This window comes from Pseudomonas sp. 58(2021) (assembly GCF_017491585.1).
Classification (GTDB): Bacteria; Pseudomonadota; Gammaproteobacteria; order Pseudomonadales; family Pseudomonadaceae; genus Aquipseudomonas; species Aquipseudomonas fluorescens_BT.
In genome coordinates this window covers 122575-147626 of the sequence record NZ_JAFGYZ010000012.1, presented here as the reverse complement: position 1 = coordinate 147626, position 25052 = coordinate 122575, and the positions used below count along the sequence as shown (strand labels likewise).

Here is a 25052-nt window from a genome sequence, read left to right as displayed (position 1 = left end):
GGTTTTTGTCTTGTGGTCTAAAGTTTTTCGGCTCGCTGGCGATACACTGGTCATGCGAGTCATTGTGGCAAATGAGGTAGAACATGAATCCGATGTTAGCCCTTCGGCAATACCAGAAAGTTGGCGCCCACGCTCAGACGTCCGAAGCGAGCCCCCACCGTCTGGTACAAATGTTGATGGAAGGTGGTCTGGCGCGCATTGCGCAGGCCAAGGGCGCGATCGAGCGCAAGGACATCCCTGCAAAATGCACGGCGATCGGCAAGGCCATTGGCATCGTCAGCGGCTTGCGTGAAGGCCTGGATCTGGAGAAGTCCGCCGATACGCTGGCTGATCTGGACGGGCTGTATATCTACATGATGAAGCGTCTTGCCGAGGCCAACATCAACAGCGATCCGCGTATTCTGGATGAAGTCGCCGGCTTGCTGAGCACGGTAAAAGAAGGCTGGGACGCCATCGCGCCTACGCCAGCTCCTCAGTTCTAAGGAGATCACCATGAGTCTTGTATTGCAGCGAATCGAAGAAACCCGAGAAGCGTTGGTCGGTGCCCTGGCCGAGCGCAACTGGGAGGCGATCGGTCAACTGGACCTCGATTGCCGTTCCTGCATGGAAGATGTCTTGAGTGAGACTTCGGTGGATGAAGTGGCGCTACGCGACAATCTTGAGGAGCTGCTGCATGTCTACAAGGAGCTTCTTGAGGTCGCCATGGGTGAACGTCAGGCGATAGTCGACGAGATGTCGCAGATCACCCAAGCGCAGAACGCGGCAAAGGTTTACCATCTGTTTGGTTAATTAACCCTCAGTTAATCCAGACATGTGCGCCATAAATTTGACTGTGCACGGTTTTTTGACTTAACTAGTGGCTGTTTTCAGATTTCAGGCGTCTACAGGCACACGGTGTCCTGCAAGCGTCTCGCTTGCCCCTCGTTTTGGGCATTGAGTTGACTAGGGAAGTTGCTATTGCATGTGGCGTGAAACCAAAATTCTGCTGATCGATGACGATAGCGTCCGCCGCCGCGACCTGGCGGTGATCTTAAATTTTCTTGGCGAAGAAAATTTACCCTGCGGAAGCCATGACTGGCAGCAGGCAGTCGGCTCTTTGTCGTCTAGTCGTGAGGTCATTTGCGTACTGATCGGGACGGTCAATGCTCCTGGTGCGCTTTTGGGCTTGCTAAAGACACTCTCAACCTGGGATGAGTTCCTTCCGGTTTTGCTGATGGGCGATAATTCTTCGGTGGACCTGCCCGAAGACCAGCGCCGCCGGGTGCTTTCGACCCTCGAAATGCCGCCGAGCTACAGCAAATTGCTGGACTCCCTGCACCGTGCCCAGGTCTATCGCGAAATGTATGACCAGGCCCGCGAGCGCGGCCGTCATCGCGAACCCAACCTGTTCCGCAGCCTCGTCGGCACCAGCCGGGCGATCCAGCATGTGCGCCAGATGATGCAGCAGGTGGCCGACACCGACGCCAGTGTATTGATCCTCGGCGAGTCCGGCACCGGCAAGGAAGTGGTTGCGCGCAACCTGCATTACCATTCCAAGCGTCGCGACGCGCCGTTCGTACCGGTCAATTGCGGGGCGATCCCGGCAGAGTTGCTGGAAAGCGAACTGTTCGGCCACGAGAAGGGCGCCTTTACCGGCGCGATCACCAGTCGTGCCGGCCGCTTCGAGCTGGCCAATGGCGGCACACTGTTCCTCGACGAAATCGGTGACATGCCGCTGCCGATGCAGGTCAAGCTGCTGCGCGTGCTGCAGGAACGCACCTTCGAGCGCGTGGGCAGCAACAAGACCCAGAGCGTCGACGTGCGCATCATTGCCGCGACCCACAAGAATCTCGAAAGCATGATCGAGATCGGCACCTTCCGCGAAGATCTCTACTATCGCTTGAACGTGTTCCCGATCGAGATGGCGCCGCTGCGTGAGCGCGTCGAAGACATCCCGTTGCTGATGAACGAGTTGATCTCGCGCATGGAGCACGAGAAACGCGGTTCGATCCGTTTCAATTCCGCCGCCATCATGTCCCTGTGTCGTCACGGCTGGCCGGGCAACGTCCGCGAGCTGGCCAACCTGGTGGAGCGCATGGCGATCATGCATCCGTACGGGGTGATCGGCGTGGTCGAGCTGCCGAAGAAATTCCGCTACGTCGACGACGAAGACGAGCAAATGGTCGACAGCCTGCGCAGCGATCTGGAAGAGCGCGTGGCAATCAACGGTCACACGCCTGACTTCACTGCCAACGCCATGCTGCCGCCGGAAGGGCTTGATCTGAAGGACTACCTCGGTGGTCTGGAACAGGGCCTGATCCAGCAGGCGCTGGATGATGCCAACGGCATCGTGGCCCGTGCCGCCGAGCGTCTGCGCATCCGTCGCACCACGCTGGTGGAGAAGATGCGCAAGTACGGCATGAGCCGACGCGATGGTGATGAACAGGCGGATGATTGACGCCTGTTTTTCAACGGCTTCATTTATAAGCAGTTTTTTTTAGGCACGGGTATTGCTAAGTCCCTCGCAACGTTCCGTTTAACTGACGGTCAGCCAAGCGAGAGAGCACAATGCCCCAAGCCTCCCAGATGTCTTCTGTTCCCGAGTCCTCGGGGCAACTGCCGTCCGTAGAGCAGGCCGGTCGCCAGGGGCTTGAGCAGGCGTTTGCGCTGTTCAACCAGATGTCGAGTCAATTGACCGACTCCTACAGCATGCTTGAAGCGCGGGTCACCGAGCTCAAGGGCGAGCTGGCCGTGGTCAGCGCCCAGCGCATGCAGGAGCTGGCGGAAAAAGAACGTCTGGCCAACCGTCTGCAAAATCTCCTTGATCTGTTGCCGGGTGGCGTCATCGTCATCGATGGCCACGGCATCGTGTGCGAGGCCAATCCCGCCGCCATCGATCTGCTGGGTTTACCGCTGGAAGGCGAGCTGTGGCGGCATGTGATTACCCGTTGCTTTGCGCCCCGTGAAGACGACGGTCATGAAATCTCCCTGAGAAACGGTCGACGCCTGTCGATTGCCACCCGTTCGCTGGATGCCGAGCCGGGGCAATTGGTGCTGCTCAACGACCTGACTGAAACCCGTCACTTGCAGGATCAGCTCGCGCGCCACGAACGGCTGTCGTCGTTGGGGCGTATGGTCGCCTCGCTGGCCCACCAGATCCGAACTCCGCTTTCCGCCGCACTGTTGTATGCCAGTCATTTGACTGAGCAGGCGCTGCCGGTCGCCACCCAGCAGCGCTTTGCCGGGCGCCTCAAGGAGCGTCTGCATGAGCTGGAGCACCAAGTGCGCGACATGCTGGTGTTCGCTCGCGGTGAATTGCCGCTGACCGACCGCATCACGCCCAATGCCTTGATGCAGTCGTTGCAGGCGGCGGCGCTGACCCATGTGCAGGATCTGCCGATCCGTTGGCAATGCGACAGCCATGCGGGCGAGTTGCTGTGCAATCGCGACACGCTGGTCGGGGCAGTCCTCAATCTGATTGAAAACGCGATTCAGGCCAGTGGCGGTGATGTGCGCCTGAAAGTGCATTGCTACACCCGCGACAACACCCTGCGCCTGTGCGTCAGCGATAACGGTGGCGGCATCGAGCCGGCGGTGCTGGCGCGGCTGGGCGAGCCGTTTTTCACCACCAAGGTCACCGGCACCGGCCTGGGCCTGACCGTGGTCAAGGCTGTGGCCCGTGCGCATCAGGGAGAATTGCAACTGCGTTCGCGAGTCGGGCGCGGCACGTGCGCGCAGGTCGTCCTGCCGATGTTTTCCGTTGTACAGGGAGCTGAGTGAAGGTCATGGGCATCAAGGTTCTGCTGGTCGAAGATGACCGCTCGTTGCGCGAAGCGCTGGCCGATACGCTGTTGCTGGCCGGTCACGACTATCATGCAGTGGGTTCGGCCGAAGAGGCGTTGAACGCTGTCGAGCGCGAAGCGTTCAGTCTGGTGGTCAGCGACGTCAACATGCCGGGCATGGACGGCCATCAATTGCTCGGCCTGTTGCGCGCCCGTCAGCCGCAGCTGCCGGTGCTGCTGATGACCGCTCATGGTGCAGTCGAGCGCGCGGTGGATGCCATGCGTCAGGGCGCGGCGGATTATCTGGTCAAGCCATTCGAGCCCAAGGCCCTGCTGGATCTGGTAGCGCGTCACGCCTTGGGCAGCCTTGGTGCCAGCGATGCCGAAGGGCCGGTCGCGGTCGAGCCGGCCAGCGCCCAGTTGCTGGATCTGGCAGCGCGGGTTGCCCGCAGTGATTCCACCGTACTGATTTCCGGCGAGTCCGGCACCGGTAAAGAGGTGCTGGCGCGCTACATTCACCAGCAATCCAATCGTGCCAGTCAGCCGTTCATTGCGATCAACTGCGCGGCGATCCCGGACAATATGCTCGAAGCGACATTGTTCGGTCACGAGAAGGGGTCGTTCACCGGCGCCATCGCGGCGCAGGCCGGCAAGTTCGAGCAGGCCGACGGCGGCACCATTCTGCTCGACGAAATTTCCGAAATGCCCCTGGGTCTGCAAGCCAAGCTGCTGCGGGTCTTGCAGGAACGCGAGGTCGAGCGGGTGGGTGCGCGCAAGCCGATCACCCTCGACATTCGCGTAGTCGCCACCACCAACCGTGATCTGGCGGGTGAAGTGGCGGCGGGGCGGTTCCGTGAAGATCTCTACTATCGTCTGTCGGTGTTTCCACTGGCCTGGCGTCCGCTGCGTGAGCGGACCGCCGACATCCTGCCGCTGGCCGAGCGTCTTTTGGCCAAGCACGTCAATAAAATGAAGCATGCGATGGCGAAGTTCTCGCCCGAGGCGCAGGCGTGCCTGATCGGTTATCCATGGCCGGGCAACGTGCGCGAGCTGGATAACGCGGTCCAGCGGGCGTTGATCCTCCAGCAGGGCGGCTTGATTCAGCCGCAGGATTTCTGCCTCTCCGGGCCTGCGCTGTTCGCCCCTTTGCCGGTGGCGATGCCACTCACTCCCGTCATTCGTGAAGTCGAGATCGAGGCGGATTCGGCCGGTGCGCTGGGCGATGACCTGCGTCGTCGCGAGTTCCAGATGATCATCGACACCCTGCGCACCGAGCGCGGTCGACGCAAGGAGGCTGCCGAAAAACTCGGTATCAGCCCGCGTACGCTGCGCTACAAACTGGCGCAAATGCGCGATGCGGGGATGGACGTCGAAGGCTATCTGTTCGCTACCTGAAGGGTGGTGCAAACGTTTGAAAACGCATTTCTCGAAGCGGTGCCCGTGAGCTGGCACCGTTGTTGCTAACACCTGAGTACCCGCCGAGTGAGTGTCAAAAAATTGCGGGCCGCCCAAGAGAGTAGACCATGAGCCAAGGTATTGAATTTAATCGGTTGATGATGGACATGAAGGCCATGCAAATGGACGCCATGTCGAAGCCGAAATCGACTGCCGCCGTCCCTGAAGTGGCAGGCAGCAGCTTTTCCGACATGCTCGGTCAGGCCATCAACAAAGTGAACGATACCCAACAGGCCTCGAGCCAATTGGCCAACGCGTTCGAAATCGGCAAAAGCGGCGTCGATCTGACGGACGTGATGATTTCCTCGCAGAAGGCCAGCGTGTCGTTCCAGGCACTGACCCAGGTGCGCAACAAGCTGGTTCAGGCTTATCAAGACATCATGCAGATGCCGGTTTAAGGACGAGATTGAGTCATGGCAGAAGCAGTCGCCGATAACGTTCCGGCCAAGGCCACCCCGATAGACGGCAAACCGCCGCTGTTCGGCCTGTCCTTCCTGGAAAACCTCTCCGAGATGACCGTGCTGCGTCAGGTGGGCCTGTTGGTCGGCCTGGCCGCGAGCGTGGCGATTGGCTTTGCCGTGGTGCTGTGGTCGCAGCAACCGGACTACCGGCCTCTGTACGGCAGCCTTGCCGGCATGGACGCCAAGCAGGTCATGGACACTCTGGCCTCCGCCGACATTCCCTACACCGTCGAACCGAATTCCGGCGCCTTGCTGGTCAAGGCCGATGACCTGTCCCGTGCGCGGCTCAAGCTCGCGGCCGCTGGTGTCACTCCCAGCGACGGCAACATCGGTTTTGAAATCCTCGACAAGGAACAGGGTCTGGGCACCAGCCAATTCATGGAAGCGACCCGTTATCGTCGCGGCCTCGAAGGCGAACTGGCCCGCACCATCTCCGCCCTGAACAACGTCAAGGGCGCACGCGTTCACCTGGCCATCCCGAAAAGTTCGGTGTTCGTGCGTGACGAACGCAAGCCAAGCGCATCGGTACTGGTGGAGTTGTACTCCGGTCGTTCGCTGGAGCCAGGCCAGGTCGTTGCCATTATCAACCTGGTGGCGACTTCCGTTCCCGAGCTGAGCAAATCGCAGATCACCGTCGTCGACCAGAAGGGCAACCTGCTGTCGGATCAGGCGGAAAATTCCGAAATGACCATGGCCGGCAAGCAGTTCGACTACAGCCGCCGCATGGAAAGCATGCTCACCCAGCGCGTGCACAACATTCTGCAACCGGTACTGGGCAACGATCGCTACAAGGCTGAAGTGTCGGCCGATATCGATTTCAGTGCCGTCGAATCCACCGCCGAGCAGTTCAATCCCGATCAGCCGGCGCTGCGCAGCGAGCAGTCGGTCAATGAGCAGCGCACCGCCAGCAATGGCCCGCAAGGCGTGCCGGGCGCCCTGAGCAATCAGCCACCGTCGCCGGCGTCGGCGCCGCAAACCACCGGTGGCGCCCAGGCTTCCACCGGCATGGTGCAGCCAGGCCAGCCACTGGTTGACGCCAACGGTCAGCAGATCATGGACCCGGCCACCGGCCAGCCGATGCTCGCGCCGTACCCGGCAGACAAGCGTCAGCAATCCACCAAGAACTTCGAACTCGACCGTTCCATCAGCCACACCAAACAGCAGCAGGGTCGCCTGAATCGCCTGTCGGTGTCGGTGGTGGTGGACGATCAGGTCAAGATCAACCCGGCCAACGGCGAAACCACTCGTGCGCCGTGGAGCGCCGACGAATTGGCGCGCTTCACCCGTCTGGTACAGGACGCCGTCGGCTTCGACGCCAGCCGTGGCGACAGTGTCAGCGTAATCAACATGCCGTTCTCCGCCGAGCGCGGTGAAGTGATTGCCGACATTCCGTTCTACTCCCAGCCATGGTTCTGGGACATCGTCAAGCAAGTGCTGGGTGTGTTGTTCATCCTGGTGCTGGTGTTTGGCGTGCTGCGTCCGGTGCTGAATAACATCACCGGCGGCGGCAAAGGCAAGGAACTGGCCGGTCTGGGCGGTGACGTGGAACTGGGTGGCATGGGCGGTCTGGACGGTGAACTGTCCGGCGATCGCGTCAGCCTCGGTGGCCCGACCAGCATCCTGCTGCCGAGCCCGAGCGAAGGCTATGACGCTCAGTTGAACGCAATCAAGAGTCTGGTGGCAGAAGACCCGGGTCGTGTGGCCCAGGTCGTGAAAGAGTGGATTAACGCAGATGAGTGATAACCGAGCCGCCGTCGCCAAATTGTCCCGGGTCGATAAAGCCGCGATTCTGCTGCTGTCCCTGGGTTCGACCGATGCTGCACAAGTGCTGCGCCACATGGGCCCCAAAGAGGTTCAGCGGGTCGGCGTGGCCATGGCCCAGATGGGCAACGTCCACCGTGAGCAGGTCGAGCAGGTCATGAGCGAGTTCGTCGACATTGTCGGCGACCAGACCAGCCTGGGCGTCGGCTCCGACGACTACGTGCGCAAAATGCTCACCCAGGCCCTGGGCGAAGACAAGGCCAACGGCCTGATCGACCGCATCCTGCTGGGTGGCAACACCAGCGGTCTCGACAGCCTGAAATGGATGGAACCGCGTGCCGTTGCCGACGTGATCCGCTACGAGCACCCGCAGATCCAGGCGATCGTGGTCGCGTACCTCGATCCGGATCAGGCCGGTGAAGTACTGGGCAACTTCGACCACAAGGTGCGCCTGGACATCATCCTGCGCGTCTCGTCGCTGAACACCGTGCAGCCGGCGGCACTGAAAGAATTGAACCAGATCCTCGAGAAGCAGTTCTCCGGCAACTCGAACGCCTCGCGCACCACCCTGGGTGGCATCAAGCGGGCGGCGGACATCATGAACTTCCTCGACAGCTCGATCGAAGGCCAGCTCATGGACTCGATCCGCGAAGTCGACGAAGACCTGTCCGGTCAGATCGAAGACCTCATGTTCGTGTTCAACAACCTGGCCGATGTCGACGACCGCGGTATCCAGGCGCTGTTGCGCGAAGTGTCCTCCGATGTGCTGGTGCTGGCCCTCAAGGGTTCGGACGAAGGCGTCAAGGAAAAGATCTTCAAGAACATGTCCAAACGTGCTGCCGAACTGCTGCGCGACGACCTCGAGGCCAAAGGCCCGGTGCGCGTCAGCGACGTGGAAACGGCGCAGAAGGAAATCCTCACCATCGCCCGCCGTATGGCCGAAGCCGGAGAAATCGTGCTCGGTGGCAAGGGCGGTGAGGAAATGATCTAACACCATGGTCAAGAACGACGACGATGTGACGGACCTGATCCGTGCCCGGGATGTCCGTGGTTTCGAAACGTGGGCGATCCCGAGCTTCGATCCGCCGGCACCGGAACCCGAGCCGGAACCGGAGCCCGAACCGCCGGAAATGGAAGAAGTGCCGCTGGAGGAAGTCCAGCCACTGACCCTGGAAGAGCTCGAAAGCATCCGTCAGGAGGCTTACAACGAGGGTTTCGCCATCGGCGAAAAAGAAGGTTTTCACAGCGCCACCCTCAAGGTGCGTCAGGAAGCCGAAGTGGTCCTCACAGCCAAGGTCAACAGCCTCGAGCAGTTGATGGCGAACCTGTTCGAGCCCATCGCCGAGCAAGACACGCAGATCGAAAAGTCGCTGGTCGACCTTGTGCAGCACATTGCCCGTCAGGTGATCCAGCGCGAGCTGGCCATCGACTCGACGCAGATCGAGCACGTCATGCGCGACGCCCTCAAGCTGTTGCCGCTGGGCGTGGGCAATGTGCGGCTGTACGTCAATCCGCAGGATTTCGAGCAGGTCAAAGCCCTGCGCGAACGCCATGAGGAAACCTGGCGTATCGTCGAGGACGAATCGTTGTTGCCGGGCGGTTGCCGGGTTGAAACCGAACACAGCCGGATCGATGCGAGCATCGAAACCCGTGTCGGCCAGGTCATGGCCAAACTGTTCGATCAACTGCACGAACAGGCCCTGCACCCGGCCGAACCGGACCTGAGCCTGGATCTGCCGCAAACGCCGAAACCGGCACCGGTCACTGACGAGCCGCTCGCGGACGCCCCCGATGCGCCTTGAACGCACCAGTTTCGCCAAGCGCCTGAGCACCTACGCCGAGGCCACCGAAATTCCCGGCGCGCCGATCCTCGAAGGACGCCTGCTGCGCATGGTCGGCCTGACCCTCGAAGCCGAAGGTCTGCGCGCTGCCATGGGCACCCGTTGCATGGTGATCAACGACGACAGCTACCACCCGTCCCAGGTTGAAGCCGAAGTCATGGGCTTCTCCGGCAGCAAGGTTTTCCTGATGCCTGTTGGCAGTGTTGCCGGTATTGCGCCGGGCGCCCGTGTGGTGCCGCTGGCCGATACCGGTCGCCTGCCGATGGGCATGAGCATGCTCGGTCGTGTGCTGGACGGCGCCGGACGTGCGCTGGACGGCAAGGGCGGCATGAAGGCCGAAGACTGGGTGCCGATGGACGGCCCGACGATCAACCCGCTCAACCGTGACCCGATCAGCGTGCCGCTGGACGTCGGCATCCGTTGCATCAACGGTTTGTTGACGGTCGGTCGAGGCCAGCGTCTGGGCCTGTTCGCCGGTACCGGTGTCGGTAAATCCGTCCTGCTTGGCATGATGACCCGCTTCACCGAGGCCGACATCATCGTCGTTGGCCTGATTGGTGAGCGGGGTCGAGAAGTCAAAGAGTTCATCGAGCACATCCTCGGTGAAGAAGGCCTCAAGCGTTCCGTGGTAGTGGCATCGCCGGCGGACGATGCGCCCCTGATGCGTCTGCGGGCGGCGATGTACTGCACGCGGATTGCCGAGTATTTCCGTGACAAGGGCAAGAATGTCCTGTTGCTGATGGATTCCCTGACCCGTTTCGCCCAGGCCCAGCGGGAAATCGCCCTGGCCATCGGCGAGCCGCCGGCGACCAAGGGCTATCCGCCGTCGGTGTTCGCCAAACTGCCGAAACTGGTGGAGCGCGCCGGTAACGCGGAGAAGGGCGGGGGTTCGATCACCGCGTTCTACACCGTGCTGTCCGAGGGTGACGACCAGCAGGACCCGATTGCCGACTCGGCGCGGGGCGTGCTCGACGGCCACATCGTGTTGTCCCGGCGTCTGGCCGAGGAGGGGCATTACCCGGCCATCGACATCGAAGCGTCGATCAGTCGGGTAATGCCGGCCGTGGTGCCGCCTGATCACATGGTCCGGGCGCAATACTTCAAACAGCTGTGGTCCCGTTATCAGCAGAGTCGCGACCTGATCAGTGTCGGTGCCTATGTCGCCGGTGGTGATCGCGAGACTGACCTTGCCATCAATCTGCAGCCGCAACTGGTCAGGTACCTGCGCCAGGGGCTGAACGACAGCATCAGTCTGGGCGAAAGCGAGGCGTACCTCGAAACAATCCTCGCCCCTGCGACCGGCGGGTAACCGGTCATGGCCCTGAGCCGCGCCGCGCGTCTGGCACCGGTGGTGGAAATGGCCGAAAAGGCCGAGAAAACCGCCGTGCAGCGTCTCGGGTATTTCCAGGGGCAGGTGAAAGTGGCCGAAAGCAAACTTGCCGACCTGCATGCCTTTCGTCTGGATTACTCCGAGCAATGGATCGTACGCGGCAGCACCGGCGTGACCGGTCAGTGGCTGCTCGGGTTTCAGGGGTTTCTGACCCAGCTCGACACGGCGGTGGACCAGCAACGGCAAAGCCTGCAATGGCACCAGAACAATCTGGACAAGGCCCGCGAGGCCTGGCAACAGGCGTTCGCCCGCGTCGAAGGCTTGCGAAAACTTGTACAACGCTATCGAGATGAAGCCCAGCGAGTCGAAGACAAGCGCGAGCAAAAGCTGCTGGACGAACTGTCCCAGCGCCTGCCGCGCCGCGATGCTTATTGACGGGGGGATCTCTGACAGTCTCCGGCGGCTTCCTGCCTTGCCCATGGCCCTTGCAAGTGCTAAACCTTGTACACGTTCGTCAATGACAAGGAAGCCAGTACATGTCAGTCGTTACAGAAGTCTCTCCCGATGGTCAAAAGCTGACGATTTCGATCAAGGGGCGGTTCGATTTCGGTCGCCATCAGGAGTTTCGCGAGTCTTATGAACGACTCGACAGGAAGCCCGACTCCATCGTGGTGGATCTGAAGGACGCCACTTACCTCGACAGCTCGGCTCTGGGCATGTTGCTTCTGCTGCGTGATCACGCCGGAGGCGACGACTCGGATGTGCGCGTGGTCAACAGCAATTCGGATGTGCGCAAGATCCTCGCCATTTCCAATTTCGACAAACTGTTCGACATCAGTTGACGGCCATGCAGCCGCAAGAGCCGCTGACGATCCTCATCGCCGAGGACAGCGCCGCCGACCGGTTGCTGTTGTCGACCATCGTCCGTCGTCAGGGGCATGCCGTGCTCACGGCCGCTAACGGTGCCGAAGCCGTTGAGGTGTTTTCCAGCCAGCAGCCCCATCTGGTGCTGATGGACGCGATGATGCCGGTCATGGATGGTTTCGAGGCCGCGCGGCAAATCAAGGTGCTGGCGGGTGAAAACCTGGTGCCGATCATATTCCTCACGTCGCTGACCGAAAGCGAAGCCCTCGCGCGATGCCTGGAGGCGGGGGGTGACGATTTTCTGGCGAAGCCTTACAACCAGGTGATCCTGTCCGCCAAAATCAAGGCGATGGACCGCTTGCGGCGCCTGCAGGCTACGGTCCTTCAGCAGCGCGACCTGATTGCCCGGCATCACGACTACCTGCTCAACGAGCAACGGGTCGCCAAGGCCGTGTTCGACAAAGTCGCGCACTCCGGTTGCCTGAGTGCGCCGAACATCCGGTACCTGCAATCACCCTATGCGCTGTTCAACGGTGATCTGTTGCTGGCGGCCTATACACCTGCCGGCGACATGCATGTGTTGCTGGGTGACTTCACCGGTCACGGTTTGCCTGCGGCGGTGGGGGCCATGCCTCTGGCAGAAGTGTTCTACGGCATGACCGCCAAGGGCTACGGTCTGGCCGAAACCCTGCGTGAAATGAATGCCAAGCTCAAGCGCATCCTGCCGGTGGACATGTTCTGCTGCGCCACGCTGCTCTGTCTGAGTTTTCAACGACGCAGCGTGGAAATCTGGAACGGCGGCATGCCCGACGGTTACCTTCATCGCATCGCCACAGGGGAGCGGGTGCCCCTTGCGGCACGGCATCTGCCGCTGGGAGTGCTCAGTCCTCAGGCCTTCGATGATCGCACCGAGGTGTTCTCGATGGCGGTGGGGGATCGCGTTTTTCTGCTGTCCGACGGCGTGATCGATACCTGCGATGCCAATGATCAGTTGTTCGGCGTCGAGCGCTTGCAGCAGGTGTTTGCCGGTAACCGGCAGCCGGATCGCCTGTTCGCCGAAATCGAGCAGGCGTTGCAGGATTTTCGCGGCGAAGCCCGGGACGATGTGAGCATGGTCGAGGTCAGCCTGCTGGACGTGGTGCAGGTCAATCCGCCGGCTCCGGTGTACTCCGACAGCGGCCAGTCCTGTCCGCTGGACTGGTCGGTGAGTTTTGAATTTCGCGGCGCTACGCTCAAACGCTTCAACCCGTTGCCCTACCTGCTGCAATTGCTGCTGGAGGTGCACGGTCTGCGCACCCAGAGCGGAGCGTTGTACAGTGTACTGGCCGAGCTTTACTCCAATGCGCTGGAGCATGGGGTGTTGGGGCTGGACTCCAGTCTCAAGCGCGATGCCTCGGGTTTTGCGCGTTACTATGAACAGCGCAACAAGCGTCTGGATGCCCTGCAGGACGGCTATGTGCGTGTGCATCTGCAGGTTCGTCCGCAAGGTGAAGGTGGTTGTCTGGTGGTGCGTGTCGAAGACAGCGGCAAGGGTTTTGACGTGGCGCGGGTGATGGAGCGTCCGCTGGACGATGTCCGTCTGTCGGGACGTGGCGTCAGCCTGATCCGGCAATTGAGCAGAAACCCGAGCTGGTCCGACGATGGTCGCAGTGCTCGCGTGGAGTTTTTCTGGGAGGCTCTGGCATAATCCGCGCATTCTTGATCAAGGAGTGAACAAGTGACTGATGCCTGTGTAGATCGCGACGTGCTGAGCGCGTTGCAAGAAGTCATGGAGGATGGCTATCCGGAATTGCTGGATACGTTCCTGGCAGATTCCGAAGCGCGCCTGTGTGAATTGCAAAAAAACGCCGATGCCGACGCCTTGTCGTCTGTCGCCCACAGTTTCAAAGGCAGTAGCAGCAATATGGGGGCGACCCGCCTGGCCGAGCTTTGCCAGGAGCTGGAACAGCACGCCAAGGACAGGAGCCCCTCCGAAATCATCAAGCTGGTGGCCGAAATCCACGACGAATTCGCGCATGTGCGCCCCGTCTATGAGGCCGAGCGACAGCGCTCACCTGCCCATTGAGTCAGCCGTCCGGCGCTTTTGTCCGATGCCGGACGAAACTGGCCCGGCACTTGCAGTCATCTCGTTCAACTGTACCTTTGATCCCAGTGCAGCGGAGACCGTGCCATGCCTGCAACCCCTAACATTCTTCTTCAGACTGCCGCCCAGGCCAAGGCGCAAGCCGCCTCTGCCAAGTCGTCAGCGGTGGCCGCAGTGCCCGGGGACAAGGCCTCCAGCTTCGCTCAAGTATTTGCCGATCAGGGGCAGAACAAGCCTTGCGCTGCCACCGATAACTCGGTGGCACCTGCACGCGACAAGGACTCGGGCAGCGTGGGCAAGGCGGACGCCGGCAAGGATCAGTCTGCCGCTGCTGCATCGACGGTTGCCGATAGCGGCAAAGCCTTGCCCGCCGACAAAACGTCGTCGACCCCCTCGGACGACGACAAGGTTGCCAGCGACGATGCATCCGACACCCCGGCCACGCCGGTCGCCGACACTGCGCCTGTTGTGGATCCGGCACTGGATCCGGCGCTGATGCAAGTCGTGCAGCCGGTTGTCACGCCGCCGGTCGTGGCGGCACCTGTCGTTGAAACGCCAGCGAAGCCTGAGACCCAGGCGCCGGCGGTGGCTGCGTTGCCGGCGGCTGCCACGGCGACGCCTGCCGCCGACAGTGATTTCGATCCCGAGGCCGATCCGCTCGATGCGCTGCCGGTGCTGCGTATGGCGATGGAGCAGAGTGGTCACATTTCCGCTTCCAGCCAATCGCAGCCCAAGGCGACGCCTGCGCAAGCCCAGGCTGATGGCGAGCTGACTTCGGCGCAGACGTTTGCCGCCGGCATGGTCAGCATGCTGGATGTGCAGGCTGACAAGGACAGCACCAGCCAGGGTGGCGAAAAATCCTTCACTGGCCTGATCGACGATGGTCTGAAGGACTTGAAGTCCGCCACCAGCGATACCCGCGTCGATGATTTCGCCAACCGTCTGGCGGCACTGACTCAGGCGGCCACGCCGAAAACCGCCAACGCGGTGCCGGTGAACCAGCCGATCGCCATGCATCAGAATGGCTGGACCGAAGAAGTGGTCAACCGCGTCATGTACCTGTCGAGCAACAACCTGAAGGCTGCCGATATTCAGTTGCAGCCGGCCGAGCTGGGTCGTCTGGATATCCGGGTGAACATGGTGCCGGACCAGCAGACCCAGGTGACATTCATGAGCGCACACCCGAGTGTTCGCGAAGCGCTCGACGGCCAGATGCATCGCCTGCGTGACATGTTCACGCAGCAGGGCATGGGGCAGGTCGATGTCAACGTGTCCGACCAGAACCGTGGCTGGCAAGGGCAGGGCCAGGAACAGGCGCAGCAGGGGCAGGCTGGTCGCACCAGCGCCGCCGGCGGTCGCCTGGATTCGGCCGAAGAAGAGTTGACGCCGGCGGCCGTGGCTGAAGCCGCCGCTCAAACCACCAGCGTGATCGGCAGCAGCGCCGTCGACTACTACGCCTGACACGACGCTGTACTCCTGTGGGAGCGGGCTTGCTCGCGAAATCGGTAAGACAAACAACACATCTGTTGAATGTTTAACCGCATTCGCGAGCAAGCCCGCTCCCACATTGGTTTGTGGTGCTCTCCACGATGCTCCGACACTTCTGGCATAACACTTGCTCTTGCCTTGCCGTGCGACTGTGAAAACCCGATTAGTGACGGATTATTGGCATGGCGAAGAGCGAAGCAGCAGCAGTAAAAGACCCCGCAACCAAAGGCAAACTCAAGATGATCATTGCGATCGTTCTCGGGTTGCTGCTGGCCATCGGCGCGTCTGTGGGGGCGACCTGGTTCTTCATGCACAGCGCCCAGAGCAAACCTGCGGCTGCAGTGGAAACCGCTCCGGTCGGCAAGCAGCCGGCGATTTTCGAGCCGATGGCGCCCGCCTTTGTGGCCAATTACAACCAGAACGGCCGTCAGCGCTACATGCAGGTGAGTATCACCATGCTGGCGCGCAATCAGGCTGATCTGGACGCGCTCAAAGTGCACATGCCGGTGATCCGCAACAACCTGGTGATGCTCTTTTCCGGTCAGGACTTCGCCACACTGGCGACGCCGGTCGGTCAGGAGATGTTGCGCCAGAAGGCCACGGCCAGCGTCCAGGAAGTGGCGCAGAAAGAGCTGGGCAAAGTGGTGATCGAACAGTTGCTTTTCACTAATTTCGTACTGCAGTAGGAACACGACATGGCCGTGCAGGATCTGCTGTCCCAGGATGAAATCGACGCGCTGTTGCATGGCGTCGACGATGGTCTGGTACAGACCGATAACGCTGCCGAACCCGGCAGTGTCAAAAGCTACGACCTGACCAGCCAGGATCGCATCGTCCGTGGACGCATGCCGACTCTGGAGATGATCAACGAGCGTTTTGCCCGCTATACCCGCATCAGCATGTTCAACATGCTGCGCCGCTCGGCGGACGTTGCCGTCGGTGGCGTGCAGGTGATGAAGTTCGGCGAATACGTACACTCGCTGTACGTGCCGACCAGCCTCAACCTGGTCAAGATCAAACCCCTGCGCGGCACCGCGCTGTTCATCCTCGACGCCAAACTGGTGTTCAAGCTGGTGGACAACTTCTTCGGCGGCGACGGCCGTCACGCCAAGATCGAAGGGCGTGAATTCACCCCGACCGAACTGCGTGTGGTGCGCATGGTGCTGGAACAGGCGTTCGTCGATCTGAAGGAAGCCTGGCAGGCGATCATGGAAGTCAATTTCGAGTACATCAACTCGGAAGTGAACCCGGCCATGGCCAACATCGTCGGCCCGAGCGAAGCGATCGTGGTCTCCACGTTCCACATCGAACTCGATGGCGGTGGCGGCGACCTGCACGTGACCATGCCGTACTCGATGATCGAGCCGGTGCGCGAAATGCTCGACGCCGGTTTCCAGTCGGACCTCGACGACCAGGACGAGCGCTGGGTCAACGCCCTGCGTCAGGACGTGCTCGATGTCGACGTGCCGATTGGCGCCACCGTGGCTCGCCGCCAGTTGAAACTGCGCGACATCCTGCACATGCAGCCGGGTGACGTGATCCCGGTCGAGATGCCGGAAGACATGATCATGCGCGCCAACGGCGTGCCGGCCTTCAAGGTCAAGATGGGCTCGCACAAAGGCAACCTTGCGTTGCAGGTGATCGAGCCGATCGAGCGTCGCTGAAGCGACGCAACACCCCTTACGCCTTTAACTGAATTGTTGCCCGCCGAGGACAAATGATGAACGACGAAATGAACGCCCAGGACGATCAGGCACTGGCCGACGAATGGGCTGCGGCCCTGGAAGAGACCGGTGATGGCGGCCAGGCCGACATCGACGCACTGCTGGCCGCCGACGCTGGCACTTCGAGCTCCAACCGTCTGCCGATGGAAGAGTTCGGCAGCGTGCCGAAGAGCAACGAGCCGGTCAGTCTGGACGGTCCAAACCTGGATGTGATTCTCGACATCCCGGTTTCCATCTCCATGGAAGTGGGCAGCACCGACATCAACATCCGCAACCTGCTGCAACTCAACCAGGGTTCGGTGATCGAGCTTGATCGCCTGGCCGGTGAGCCACTGGATGTGCTGGTCAATGGCACCCTCATCGCTCACGGCGAAGTGGTCGTGGTCAACGAAAAGTTCGGCATCCGCCTGACCGACGTGATCAGCCCAAGCGAACGCATCAAGAAGCTGCGCTGAGTGAAAAAGGTTCTGGGTTCCTTGCTGGCCGCGGTGCTGGCACTGCCATTGACTGTCATGGCTGCAGAGCCTGCGGCCGCGACCGCTGCTGCAGCGTCTCCTGCGGCGCCCGCGATTGCTCCGGCAGTCAGCAGTGGTGTCGCCGGGCAATTGACGCAGTTGGTATTCGGCCTGTTGCTGGTGCTGGGGCTGATCTTCTTCCTCGCCTGGCTGCTGCGCCGGGTGCAGAACGCGGGACCGGCGGGCAAGGGGCAGGTGATCGAGCTGATCGGTTCCCGAGCGCTCGGCCCGCGTGACCGTCTGATGCTGGTGCAGGTCGGCAACGAGCAGATTCTGCTTGGCCTGAGCCCCGGCACCATCACCGCGCTGCATGTGCTCAAGGAGCCGGTGGACGTCCCGGCCACCTCCGAAAAAGCGACTCCGGAATTTGCCCAGCATCTGTTGAAGATCCTCGGCAAGGATCAGAAGGATAAGAAGTAATGGGTGCGTTGCGCATCGTCTTGACCCTGGCCTTGATGTTGGCCGCGCCACTGGCGTTTGCCGCCGATCCGTTGTCGATCCCGGCGGTCACCCTGGGCACCAATGCCAACGGGGCGCAGGAGTATTCGGTCAGCCTGCAGATCCTGCTGATCATGACGGCGCTGAGTTTCATCCCGGCTGCCGTCATTCTGATGACCAGCTTTACCCGGATCATCATTGTCTTCTCGATCCTGCGTCAGGCCCTGGGCCTGCAACAGACGCCGTCGAACCAGATTCTCACCGGCATGGCGCTGTTCCTGACCCTGTTCATCATGGCGCCGGTGTTCGACCGGGTGAACAACGATGCCTTGCAGCCGTACCTGGCGGAGAAACTCACCGCCCAGCAAGCGGTGGAAAAGGCCCAGGTGCCGATCAAGGACTTCATGCTCGCGCAGACCCGTTCCAGCGATCTCGAGCTGTTCATGCGTCTGTCCAAGCGCACCGATATCGCGACGCCGGATCAGGCGCCGCTGACCATTCTGGTGCCGGCGTTTGTGACGTCCGAATTGAAAACCGCGTTCCAGATCGGCTTCATGATCTTCATTCCGTTCCTGATCATCGACCTGGTGGTGGCCAGTGTGCTGATGGCGATGGGTATGATGATGCTGTCGCCGCTGATCATTTCCCTGCCGTTCAAGATCATGCTGTTCGTGCTGGTGGATGGCTGGGCGCTGATCATCGGCACCCTGGCCAGTAGCTTCGGAGGTGTTTCGCCATGACGCCGGAAGTTGCGGTCGATATCTTTCGTGAAGCGCTGTGGCTGACCACGATGATGGTCGCGATCCTGGTGGTCCCGAGTCTGCTGGTGGGCCTGCTGGTGTCGATGTTCCAGGCCGCGACGCAGATCAACGAACAGACCCTGAGCTTTCTGCCGCGTCTGCTGGTGATGCTGGTGACCCTGATCGTCGGCGGTCCGTGGATCATCCAGACCTTCATGGAATACATCATCCAGCTGTACAAAAACATTCCGCTGGTCATCGGCTAGGTCATGCAATCGCTGCTTCAGTTGACCGACACCCAGATCAGCACCTGGGTGGCGACGTTCATGCTGCCGCTGTTTCGCATCGGCTCGATGCTGATGGTGATGCCGGTCTTCGGCACCACGCTGGTTCCCAAACGCATCCGCCTGTACCTCGCACTGGCGATCACTGTGGTGATCTCGCCGAACCTGCCGCCCATGCCTGCGGTGAGTCCGCTGGATCTCAGTGGCTTGTTGTTGATCGCCGAGCAGATCCTGGTCGGGGCGGTGCTCGGGTTCTCCTTGCAACTGTTCTTCCAGGCTTTCGTGATCGCGGGGCAGATCGTTGCGATCCAGATGGGCATGGGCTTCGCCTCGATGATCGACCCTACCAACGGCGTGTCGGTGGCGGTGATCGGGCAGTTCTTCACCATGCTAGTGACGTTGCTGTTTCTCGGCATGAACGGTCACCTCGTCGTCTTCGAGGTGCTGACGGAAAGCTTCACCACGCTGCCGGTGGGTGCAGGCCTGATGACCGCGCATTACTGGGAACTGGCCGGCAAGCTCGGCTGGGTGCTGGGCGCGGCATTGATGCTGGTGCTGCCAGCGGTCACTGCGCTGCTGGTGGTCAACATTGCGTTCGGTGTGATGACCCGTGCGGCGCCGCAACTGAACATCTTCTCGATCGGTTTTCCGCTGACCCTCGTGCTCGGTCTGTTCATCGTCTGGGTCGGTCTGGCAGACATTCTCAATCAGTATCAGCCGCTGGCCGTCGAAGCCTTGCAGCTGCTACGTGAACTGGCACAGGCGCGCTGAGTCATGGCAGAGAGCGAGAGCGGTCAGGATAAAACAGAAGACCCCACGGAGAAGCGCAAGAAGGACTCCCGGGAAAAGGGCGAGATTGCGCGCTCCAAGGAGCTCAACACCCTGGCCATCATGCTCGCCGGTTCCGGTGCGCTGCTGGTGTTTGGCGGCATGCTGGCGCAGGACCTGATGGAACTGATGCGCATGAACTTCACGCTGTCGCGAGAAGTGATCATGGATCAGGGGGCCATGGGCAAGTTCCTGATGAGCTCCGGGCTGACAGCGCTGGTGGCGATCCAGCCGATCATGATCACTTTGCTGCTGGCTGCGTTTCTCGGGCCGATCGCGCTCGGCGGCTGGCTGTTCGCCGCGGGCTCTCTGGCACCCAAGTTCAGTCGGATGAACCCCGCTTCGGGGTTCAAGCGCATGTTCTCCATGAAGTCGGTGGTCGAACTGCTCAAGGCATTGGCCAAGTTTCTGATCATTCTGGCCGTGGCGCTGGTGGTGCTGTCCGGGGATGTCGACGACCTGTTGCGCATCGCCCATGAGCCGATGGACCGGGCCATCATCCACAGCCTGCAAGTGGTCGGCTGGAGCACCCTGTGGATGGCGTGCGGGTTGATCATTATCGCGGCAGTCGACGTCCCGGTGCAGATCTGGGAGAGCATCAAGAAGCTCAAGATGACCAAGCAGGAAGTGCGCGACGAGCACAAGGATCAGGAAGGCCGGCCGGAGGTCAAGCAGCGGATCCGTCAGGTGCAGCGCGAGATGTCGCAGCGGCGGATGATGGCGGCGATCCCGGATGCCGATGTGGTCATCACCAACCCGACGCACTACGCCGTGGCCCTCAAGTACGATTCGGAGAAGGGCGGGGCGCCGGTGTTGCTGGCCAAGGGCAGCGACTTCCTGGCACTGAAGATCCGCGAGATCGCCGTGGCCAACGAAGTCATGCTGCTCGAATCGCCAGCCCTGGCGCGTTCGATCTATTACTCCACCGAGCTGGAAGAAGAGATTCCCGGCGGTCTGTACCTGGCGGTCGCTCAGGTGCTGGCGTACGTCTACCAGATCCGCCAGCACCGCGCGGGCAAGGGCAAGTTCCCGGAACCGCTCAAGGACGACCTGCCGATTCCGCCGGACCTGCGGCGCGATTCCTGATTTTTTGGTGATGAAAAAAACCGCCTTCCGGTTGAACCCGGTGGCGGTTTTTTTACGCCTGATGACCTGTGTTGCTTGTGAGAACGCCTTCGCGGGCAAGTCGAATCGTCGCACCGCCGCTCCCACAGGGAAATGCATTCCAAATGTGGGAGCGGGCTTGCCCGCGAAGGCGTCAGCCACCACGACGCATTTCTCAAGCCTTTACACAGAGGTCTGCGACGGCGGTAGTTCCAGATTATTCAGCACCCGATTCGCTGCCAGCTCCCCGAGCATGATCAGTTGCCCGATCCCCATCAGCGTCCTGCGCTGCGAGGCGGGCATGAGGTGAGCAAAGTCATTGGCGATGGTTCTGGCTGAAGCGAGGGTTTCGCAGAGTTCGACCAGCAGCTCTTCGTTTTTGAAGTCTGCGGTGACGGCAAACATTCGACGGGTTTTGCGCGGCGGTGCAGTGGAGCCGGGCGGGCAGAGATAGTGATCGAGCGCGCGGTCGGCGGCTTCGTGAAGCTTTCTGGAGTCGAGGGATTCGTAGGGCGAGGCGGGGTCGGTTTCGGGTGGGTTGGGTGTTGGTTTGATCATGGTGAAGCTCCTGAGGTTATGGAGCCACTTTCGCCTGTCGCTAAACAAGTGAAGGTGGCAGCTGTACGCAGGTTAGCGAACCGGTCTCAGGCACCCCGGCAGACCCAAAGGTCTCCCGCATACAGCCACCATAACGTTATTGCGGACGAAGAGTCCCACAACGAAGCCATGAACGCTGATGCGCTGAGAAAGTTCGAGTCGCTAAACCCGATCGCTGATTCGTCAGCGACCGATCCACAATAGAACCCGCCCCCAAGGCGCACAAGCCGGCGGATTCTGGCGTAGCTGTAGGCAATGGCGCAAGGATTCGTAGCCTGTAAGGCGTGACTGAAAGTGTCTTTTAAACGGCTGAGTTTAAAAGGCACTTTGTGCTGATTTCTCGGGTCTCTTCGCGAGCAAGTCGCATCGTCGCTCCCACATTTGGAATGCATTTCTCTGCGGGAGCGAGCTAGCAGGTTAATAAATACGCCCCTTTTTTGCGAAACGCCCGATGCGATGCATCGGGCACTGGCGGTGAAACAGGTGTAGACCTATTTCAGGACTTGATAAAGTAAAAAGCGCTCAATAGAACATTGAGAAGTTATCTAGGTATGAGTCGCCTCCTCCATCAGTTATGTCTATAAATTTAATTTTTCTGTTTGGTGTTTCTGTTATGTCAACCCATACTTGGTCCTGTCCACCATATGATGGGGTGGACCCGGCTTTAATTAGTTGTAGGTTTTCATCGTAGCATTTGTATGGTGACGGGATTTTAGAGCCGTCGGCAATTCCGAATCTAATGCTTTTTGCTGGTTGTTTTAGTGTGAGTCTTAGAGTTGCGAAGGGGCTAATGTATAAATACTTTTCTGTTATAGGGGGGGCATAAAAACTGCCGTTATCACCGATAGCTACGCGTGCTGCTACTACCGTAACGGTCATGCTGGGGAAGTCCATGACTGTGCCAACGGGCTTTTCACCCACTATGCCTGTCTCGAAACCCTCTAAGATCACTAAAGTGTTTTTCAATAAGTTTAAAGTCAAGGTCGGGAAAGCAATGGGTGCCAAATTGTTGGTGGTGCCTGGCAATACTTCAAGAGATACATTGAATTCAGTATCATGTTTCAGAGTTAATAATTGCTCTCTGGTTAGTGTTTCTTTTATTCCGGAACTCACTTCTGTTGCTGTTATCTTATGGTTGGTTAGTATTGGTAATGTCTGGTCGCTGTTGTTGTTGTCTTTTCCAGAGATTTTTAGTTGCACAATGTTTTCAGTGCTGATACCTGTCCATGGCAGCACGGTAACCTGAGCATTTCCGTCAAAAGAATTCAAATTCAGCACTTTGTCATCCGGTGCTTGTGGAATTTTCGGCGAGGGTAACCGTGCATCTTCATCTGCAATCTTCAACACGTTCAAAGGCAGAATCGGCGATTTGCCGAACTGGGCGTTGTTGCGATTCAAATTCCAGCGCAGTTGGATCGTTTGACCATGCCGCGCGGCAAGAAATGCAGGGCTCAATACGGTGTTCACTCGCTTGTTGCTGTTGAACTCCACCAAAGGAAACTGCGGCGACCCCGCTGGTGGATTGACTTCCACCAGCCGTGCCCGATCGCCGCTCAGTGCTTCAAGGAATTCGATGCGCACCGTAATTCCTTCCGGATAGGCCAAAACATCAATAGGATCTTCTGCCGGTGCTACAAGAAACGGTGGCAGTAGATCCTCCAGCGCTGTCCCGATGCGCAACGTCAATTCATGAGAATGTCCCAGCGTCTCGCCCGCCCGCTGAATGTTGTAATCGGCAACCACCGTACCGTTCAGGTTGGCGGTCACATATTTTTTATCCACGGTAATGCGCACATGCCGGCCAGCGGTGGCAGGGATCAGATCGACATGACCATTGGTGCTGCCACCGCTGGCGGAGCCGCGCCAACGGTAGTTCACGCGATCTTTGTCGCGGGTGTCGAGGTGCGGCGCCACCAGCACGGCACCGGTCGGTGGCACGTTTTCCGGATCGAGCACGTCGTTGGCACCTGTGCCCTCGACTTCCGGTCGCTTGAACGTCGGCAAGGCCACGCCGACCTGCATCCTGAACGGCAGCGACTCGCGAACGCTCAACAGCCCCGTTTCGCTGTCGGAGACGACGTAATAGACCGTGACGTTCAGGCCGTTGAAGCGCTGGATTTCGGCATTGCTCACGCTGCGCAGGACGGGTTGATTGTCCGCTACGTCGCCGACCGTGCGGGGATCCTCGTAGTAAACCTTGTCACCGCCGGGCTTCTGGGCCGACCAGATCAGGTTGATCAGGTGGCTGCTGTTGCGACCGGGATACCAAGGGATCTGCACGGTCGCCCACTTCGTTTCGGATGGCAACGTTCCGCCCGTTGCCTCGACGACGGTAGGGGCGACTAACTGGCTGATGTCGCCAATCACGGTGACGCTGGCATTTTTTGAGCGGCGGTCGCTTTCATCGCTGCGACGGCGCACATAGCCGACCGAGGCTGCGCCTTTGGCGATGGCTTTGACGGCGGCGTTGGGGATCGTGAAGTCGAGATGAAAGGGCACGAACTCCACTCGCATCGATAACGGCCCGACGATGATTTGCGAGCCTTGCGCGGGGGTGCCGGTCCAGGTCAGGAGCACTTCGTCGTAAACGGCAAAGTCCTTCGTCGGCGTGTACACGCGAACGATGACATCGTCGTCACCCAGTGTGTCGAGGTCCACCCGATCGGTCGGCTGGCCGTTGACCAGCACCTGCGGTGCATCCAGCCGATTGCCCCCCAGGTCCACCAACACGTGATGCGTCGCCGACCACGGCGCGCGTTCGTCCGGGTAGTTACCGCAGCGATCAATGGGCTGATACGCCACCGCGACACGATCGCCGTCCCCGGCGGCGTCGATGAGGGCGCGGCTGAAAACGACCTCGATCGGGTTTTTGATCGGGTCCTGGGCCTGTTCCGGCGTAACGACATGCACCCGTTGCTGGCTGCCCCAGCGGGCGAGAATGCGGTCGTATCGGGTGAGGTTGCGGTAGGGCACGATATGCATCGTCACCCCCTCGGGTGGCAGGTTTTCATCGACCTCCTTATGAGAGAGGGTGAACTTGAGATCGGAGTGGCCGTCCTCGCCCGGATCGTCATCGTACTCGCCGGGCCGCGAGAGTTTGACCAGTAAAGTCTGGAAGGGCGTCGAGTCCTCCGGGGTCTGGTTCTTGCGTGTAACCCGGTAGAACACGGGTGTGGCATCCCCCTCATGTACTTGGCCCTTGGCAATGGTGAATGCCACATCTTTGTCGAGCTCGTCGGCGTTTAAGAGTTCTTTGCTCCAGATCGCTGCGCTGTCATTGCCCCAGAACACCTCGACCAGATCGCCAATGGACATGATCAACCAGGCGGGGATGATGCCTTGCAGACCGCCTTCCACGGCTCTGATGGGAATGCCTGCGTCATAGTGTTCGGCGGGGTTGAGGGTAACTTGGGACGGAAAATACAGTGACTTCAGGGCCAGGGGGGGAACAGGCAGTTTCTGACCATTCATGCTACGGACTCCGAACGATGTGTGGGCATGGAGTGATTTAGCTCGCAGCGAGAGATTTGCGCACCTGTTAGATCTTACAGGTGGCGACGAGTGGTCATTAATGAAGAACGCACTTGTGCAGGCGCTTCCGCGGGCTGGAACCGCTCAAGGACGACCTGCCGATTCCGCCGGATCTGCGGCGCGATTCCTGATTTTTTGGTGATGAAAAAAACCGCCTTCCGGTTGAACCCGGTGGCGGTTTTTTTACGCCTGATGACCTGTGTTGCTTGTGAGGCCGCTTTCGCGAGCAGGCTCGCTCCCACATTGG

Annotated in this window: 25 protein-coding genes; 23 read left to right on the top strand and 2 right to left on the bottom strand. The window is 60.2% G+C overall.

Annotated features, from left to right (window positions below; all coding sequences use genetic code 11):
• Positions 1-83 precede the first annotated feature (83 nt).
• From fliS to flhB, 23 genes are all read left to right on the top strand, one after another.
• A complete protein-coding gene (gene fliS / locus J5M72_RS15990; protein WP_169429400.1) occupies positions 84-482 on the top strand; it encodes a flagellar export chaperone FliS in 399 nt (132 codons plus the stop codon).
• 10 nt (positions 483-492) lie between these two features.
• Positions 493-789, top strand: a complete 297-nt coding sequence (locus J5M72_RS15985) for a flagellar protein FliT (protein ID WP_207866316.1) — start codon at positions 493-495, stop codon at positions 787-789.
• A gap of 172 nt (positions 790-961) precedes the next feature.
• Entirely contained in the window at positions 962-2437 is a 1476-nt protein-coding gene (locus tag J5M72_RS15980; protein WP_016984300.1) for a sigma-54 dependent transcriptional regulator, read from the top strand.
• Between the two features lie 128 nt (positions 2438-2565).
• Positions 2566-3759, top strand: coding sequence for an ATP-binding protein (locus tag J5M72_RS15975; protein WP_243433360.1), 1194 nt, complete (start codon positions 2566-2568; stop codon positions 3757-3759).
• Positions 3760-3764: 5 nt separating this feature from the next.
• Positions 3765-5156, top strand: a complete 1392-nt coding sequence (locus J5M72_RS15970) for a sigma-54 dependent transcriptional regulator (protein ID WP_207866312.1) — start codon at positions 3765-3767, stop codon at positions 5154-5156.
• 128 nt (positions 5157-5284) lie between these two features.
• Positions 5285-5614 (top strand): flagellar hook-basal body complex protein FliE, encoded by a 330-nt coding sequence (gene fliE / locus J5M72_RS15965; RefSeq protein ID WP_085710460.1) that lies wholly within the window; start codon positions 5285-5287, stop codon positions 5612-5614.
• Positions 5615-5629: 15 nt separating this feature from the next.
• Positions 5630-7417 carry a flagellar basal-body MS-ring/collar protein FliF gene (gene fliF, locus J5M72_RS15960; RefSeq protein ID WP_169429404.1) on the top strand — a complete coding sequence of 596 codons (1788 nt, stop codon included), beginning with the start codon at positions 5630-5632 and terminating at the stop codon, positions 7415-7417.
• On the top strand, positions 7410-8429 hold the full coding sequence (fliG, locus tag J5M72_RS15955; RefSeq protein ID WP_007958288.1) for a flagellar motor switch protein FliG: 1020 nt from the start codon (positions 7410-7412) through the stop codon (positions 8427-8429). Before fliF ends, fliG begins: the two co-directional genes overlap by 8 nt.
• 4 nt (positions 8430-8433) lie before the next feature.
• On the top strand, positions 8434-9240 hold the full coding sequence (gene fliH / locus J5M72_RS15950; protein ID WP_169429405.1) for a flagellar assembly protein FliH: 807 nt from the start codon (positions 8434-8436) through the stop codon (positions 9238-9240).
• On the top strand, positions 9230-10588 hold the full coding sequence (fliI, locus tag J5M72_RS15945; protein WP_207866310.1) for a flagellar protein export ATPase FliI: 1359 nt from the start codon (positions 9230-9232) through the stop codon (positions 10586-10588). The genes fliH and fliI overlap by 11 nt, the downstream gene beginning before the upstream one ends.
• A 6-nt stretch (positions 10589-10594) precedes the next feature.
• The gene (gene fliJ, locus J5M72_RS15940) at positions 10595-11044 is read left to right on the top strand and encodes a flagellar export protein FliJ (protein ID WP_114881898.1); all 450 of its coding nucleotides are present in this window, start codon (positions 10595-10597) and stop codon (positions 11042-11044) included.
• Positions 11045-11145: 101 nt separating this feature from the next.
• Positions 11146-11451: an STAS domain-containing protein gene (locus tag J5M72_RS15935; RefSeq protein WP_065260769.1), complete on the top strand. Its 306-nt coding sequence runs from the start codon at positions 11146-11148 to the stop codon at positions 11449-11451.
• Between the two features lie 5 nt (positions 11452-11456).
• Positions 11457-13160, top strand: a complete 1704-nt coding sequence (locus tag J5M72_RS15930) for a fused response regulator/phosphatase (RefSeq protein WP_207866308.1) — start codon at positions 11457-11459, stop codon at positions 13158-13160.
• 30 nt (positions 13161-13190) lie between these two features.
• Entirely contained in the window at positions 13191-13538 is a 348-nt protein-coding gene (locus J5M72_RS15925; protein ID WP_169429408.1) for an Hpt domain-containing protein, read from the top strand.
• Positions 13539-13643: 105 nt separating this feature from the next.
• Positions 13644-15017 (top strand): flagellar hook-length control protein FliK, encoded by a 1374-nt coding sequence (locus J5M72_RS15920; protein WP_207866306.1) that lies wholly within the window; start codon positions 13644-13646, stop codon positions 15015-15017.
• Between the two features lie 209 nt (positions 15018-15226).
• Complete coding sequence (fliL, locus tag J5M72_RS15915; RefSeq protein WP_065260765.1) at positions 15227-15730, top strand: flagellar basal body-associated protein FliL; 504 nt, start codon at positions 15227-15229, stop codon at positions 15728-15730.
• 9 nt (positions 15731-15739) lie between these two features.
• Positions 15740-16708, top strand: a complete 969-nt coding sequence (gene fliM, locus J5M72_RS15910) for a flagellar motor switch protein FliM (RefSeq protein ID WP_003222890.1) — start codon at positions 15740-15742, stop codon at positions 16706-16708.
• Positions 16709-16761: 53 nt separating this feature from the next.
• Positions 16762-17223, top strand: coding sequence for a flagellar motor switch protein FliN (gene fliN, locus J5M72_RS15905; RefSeq protein ID WP_207866304.1), 462 nt, complete (start codon positions 16762-16764; stop codon positions 17221-17223).
• On the top strand, positions 17224-17703 hold the full coding sequence (gene fliO, locus J5M72_RS15900; protein WP_225739953.1) for a flagellar biosynthetic protein FliO: 480 nt from the start codon (positions 17224-17226) through the stop codon (positions 17701-17703). It abuts the gene before it with no gap.
• On the top strand, positions 17703-18461 hold the full coding sequence (gene fliP, locus J5M72_RS15895) for a flagellar type III secretion system pore protein FliP (protein ID WP_085710474.1): 759 nt from the start codon (positions 17703-17705) through the stop codon (positions 18459-18461). The genes fliO and fliP overlap by 1 nt, the downstream gene beginning before the upstream one ends.
• Positions 18458-18727 carry a flagellar biosynthesis protein FliQ gene (gene fliQ, locus J5M72_RS15890; protein ID WP_085710476.1) on the top strand — a complete coding sequence of 90 codons (270 nt, stop codon included), beginning with the start codon at positions 18458-18460 and terminating at the stop codon, positions 18725-18727. Before fliP ends, fliQ begins: the two co-directional genes overlap by 4 nt.
• Before the next feature lie 3 nt (positions 18728-18730).
• Positions 18731-19516: a flagellar biosynthetic protein FliR gene (gene fliR, locus J5M72_RS15885; protein WP_114881905.1), complete on the top strand. Its 786-nt coding sequence runs from the start codon at positions 18731-18733 to the stop codon at positions 19514-19516.
• Positions 19517-19519: 3 nt separating this feature from the next.
• Positions 19520-20659, top strand: a complete 1140-nt coding sequence (gene flhB, locus J5M72_RS15880) for a flagellar biosynthesis protein FlhB (RefSeq protein ID WP_169429411.1) — start codon at positions 19520-19522, stop codon at positions 20657-20659.
• Positions 20660-20860: 201 nt separating this feature from the next.
• Here the strand turns inward: flhB and J5M72_RS15875 are convergent, their stop codons facing one another.
• A complete protein-coding gene (locus J5M72_RS15875) occupies positions 20861-21235 on the bottom strand; it encodes a hypothetical protein (protein ID WP_169429412.1) in 375 nt (124 codons plus the stop codon).
• Positions 21236-21796: 561 nt separating this feature from the next.
• A complete protein-coding gene (locus tag J5M72_RS15870; protein WP_207866302.1) occupies positions 21797-24745 on the bottom strand; it encodes a hypothetical protein in 2949 nt (982 codons plus the stop codon).
• Between the last annotated feature and the right edge of the window lie 307 nt (positions 24746-25052).

What these genes read in the sequence shown, in the direction of transcription:
- fliS (WP_169429400.1), top strand. Translation starts at nt 84, where the DNA reads ATGAATCCGATGTTAGCCCTTCGGCAATACCAGAAAGTTGGCGCCCAC.
- J5M72_RS15985 (WP_207866316.1), top strand. Translation starts at nt 493, where the DNA reads ATGAGTCTTGTATTGCAGCGAATCGAAGAAACCCGAGAAGCGTTGGTC.
- J5M72_RS15980 (WP_016984300.1), top strand. Translation starts at nt 962, where the DNA reads ATGTGGCGTGAAACCAAAATTCTGCTGATCGATGACGATAGCGTCCGC.
- J5M72_RS15975 (WP_243433360.1), top strand. Translation starts at nt 2,566, where the DNA reads ATGTCTTCTGTTCCCGAGTCCTCGGGGCAACTGCCGTCCGTAGAGCAG.
- J5M72_RS15970 (WP_207866312.1), top strand. Translation starts at nt 3,765, where the DNA reads ATGGGCATCAAGGTTCTGCTGGTCGAAGATGACCGCTCGTTGCGCGAA.
- fliE (WP_085710460.1), top strand. Translation starts at nt 5,285, where the DNA reads ATGAGCCAAGGTATTGAATTTAATCGGTTGATGATGGACATGAAGGCC.
- fliF (WP_169429404.1), top strand. Translation starts at nt 5,630, where the DNA reads ATGGCAGAAGCAGTCGCCGATAACGTTCCGGCCAAGGCCACCCCGATA.
- fliG (WP_007958288.1), top strand. Translation starts at nt 7,410, where the DNA reads ATGAGTGATAACCGAGCCGCCGTCGCCAAATTGTCCCGGGTCGATAAA.
- fliH (WP_169429405.1), top strand. Translation starts at nt 8,434, where the DNA reads ATGGTCAAGAACGACGACGATGTGACGGACCTGATCCGTGCCCGGGAT.
- fliI (WP_207866310.1), top strand. Translation starts at nt 9,230, where the DNA reads ATGCGCCTTGAACGCACCAGTTTCGCCAAGCGCCTGAGCACCTACGCC.
- fliJ (WP_114881898.1), top strand. Translation starts at nt 10,595, where the DNA reads ATGGCCCTGAGCCGCGCCGCGCGTCTGGCACCGGTGGTGGAAATGGCC.
- J5M72_RS15935 (WP_065260769.1), top strand. Translation starts at nt 11,146, where the DNA reads ATGTCAGTCGTTACAGAAGTCTCTCCCGATGGTCAAAAGCTGACGATT.
- J5M72_RS15930 (WP_207866308.1), top strand. Translation starts at nt 11,457, where the DNA reads ATGCAGCCGCAAGAGCCGCTGACGATCCTCATCGCCGAGGACAGCGCC.
- J5M72_RS15920 (WP_207866306.1), top strand. Translation starts at nt 13,644, where the DNA reads ATGCCTGCAACCCCTAACATTCTTCTTCAGACTGCCGCCCAGGCCAAG.
- fliL (WP_065260765.1), top strand. Translation starts at nt 15,227, where the DNA reads ATGGCGAAGAGCGAAGCAGCAGCAGTAAAAGACCCCGCAACCAAAGGC.
- fliM (WP_003222890.1), top strand. Translation starts at nt 15,740, where the DNA reads ATGGCCGTGCAGGATCTGCTGTCCCAGGATGAAATCGACGCGCTGTTG.
- fliN (WP_207866304.1), top strand. Translation starts at nt 16,762, where the DNA reads ATGATGAACGACGAAATGAACGCCCAGGACGATCAGGCACTGGCCGAC.
- fliP (WP_085710474.1), top strand. Translation starts at nt 17,703, where the DNA reads ATGGGTGCGTTGCGCATCGTCTTGACCCTGGCCTTGATGTTGGCCGCG.
- fliQ (WP_085710476.1), top strand. Translation starts at nt 18,458, where the DNA reads ATGACGCCGGAAGTTGCGGTCGATATCTTTCGTGAAGCGCTGTGGCTG.
- fliR (WP_114881905.1), top strand. Translation starts at nt 18,731, where the DNA reads ATGCAATCGCTGCTTCAGTTGACCGACACCCAGATCAGCACCTGGGTG.
- flhB (WP_169429411.1), top strand. Translation starts at nt 19,520, where the DNA reads ATGGCAGAGAGCGAGAGCGGTCAGGATAAAACAGAAGACCCCACGGAG.
- J5M72_RS15875 (WP_169429412.1), bottom strand. Translation starts at nt 21,235, where the DNA reads ATGATCAAACCAACACCCAACCCACCCGAAACCGACCCCGCCTCGCCC.
- J5M72_RS15870 (WP_207866302.1), bottom strand. Translation starts at nt 24,745, where the DNA reads ATGAATGGTCAGAAACTGCCTGTTCCCCCCCTGGCCCTGAAGTCACTG.